Origin of the sequence: Flavobacterium sp. FlaQc-52 (assembly GCF_044007495.1) — a bacterium.
GTDB classification, from domain to species: Bacteria; Bacteroidota; Bacteroidia; order Flavobacteriales; family Flavobacteriaceae; genus Flavobacterium; species Flavobacterium cupriresistens.
On the sequence record NZ_JBIPCV010000035.1, the window covers coordinates 1 to 936 of the forward strand.

Annotated in this window: 2 protein-coding genes; both read right to left on the reverse strand. The window is 29.9% G+C overall.

Translation table 11 applies throughout. From position 1 onward, the window contains the following. Window positions 1-507 (reverse strand): DDE-type integrase/transposase/recombinase (locus ACHRV5_RS22350; protein ID WP_395428331.1); only part of this gene is annotated, 507 nt, incomplete at its 3' end. A gap of 8 nt (window positions 508-515) precedes the next feature. Beyond that, entirely contained in the window at window positions 516-896 is a 381-nt protein-coding gene (locus ACHRV5_RS22355; RefSeq protein ID WP_395428333.1) for a hypothetical protein, read from the reverse strand. Window positions 897-936: the final 40 nt, after the last annotated feature.

A 936-nucleotide genomic window follows, 5' to 3' on the forward strand; every position in this document is an offset into this window, starting at 1 on the left:
TTGAATTGTTTCAGATGTTTGCAAACTATCTCCTAAATGATAACCAACTATTTTTTTTGAATAGGCATCTGTAATAAAACTGATATATAGAAAATCATCTTTAATTTTCCAGTAAGTTATATCGCTTACCCATAATTGATTTGGAGTACTAGGGATAAAATCTCTAATAAGATTTGGATACTTTTTAAATCTATGGAATGAATTGGTAGTAATGGTTTGTTTTTTTCTACGCCTAACTAAAAGATAATTAACCGATAAAACATCAAATAATCTATCTCTACCCATTTTTATTTGATGTTCTAAAAGAAAGGGTTGAAGTAATTCATATAACTTTCTACCTCCCATATGTCGATGGTTTTTTCTGATTCTTAATACTTCAGAAATAACAAGTTCATCTTCAAGAACAAGCTGTTCTTGTTGCCAAAAATGTTGATAATATGATTGCCGAGTAACGCCAAGTAATCGGCAAAACTTGCCTAAACTAACTTTGGGATAATTATGTTTCATCTCCTGAATCACTTGGTATTGGACTTTTTTACAATCTTAATTTTAAATTCCTGTTCGGCTATAGCTATCATTCTACGATAGGTTTCTACTAAAAGTCGAGCTTCTTCGAGTTCTTTTTTTAAATGCAATAAAGAATCTTCTTCCTTGGTTATCAGTAATTTGGTTCTTTGATTTTTCATACTAGGTAAAGCTACAATACTAGGCTTAGAATAATCAAATCCAAGTTTTTTTAACCAATAAGTAATTCTGGAATGACCAATATTATATTTGTCTTCCACTTCTCTTCTTGTCAAAGTACCAGTTAAAAAATCATTACAGACAAATCGCTTAAATTCTTCACTGTATTTAGATTGCCATTTTGAGGTTGATATTTTTGTATATCGTTCCATTTTGTTACACTTTTGTGTAAACCTATTTCAGGACAAGACA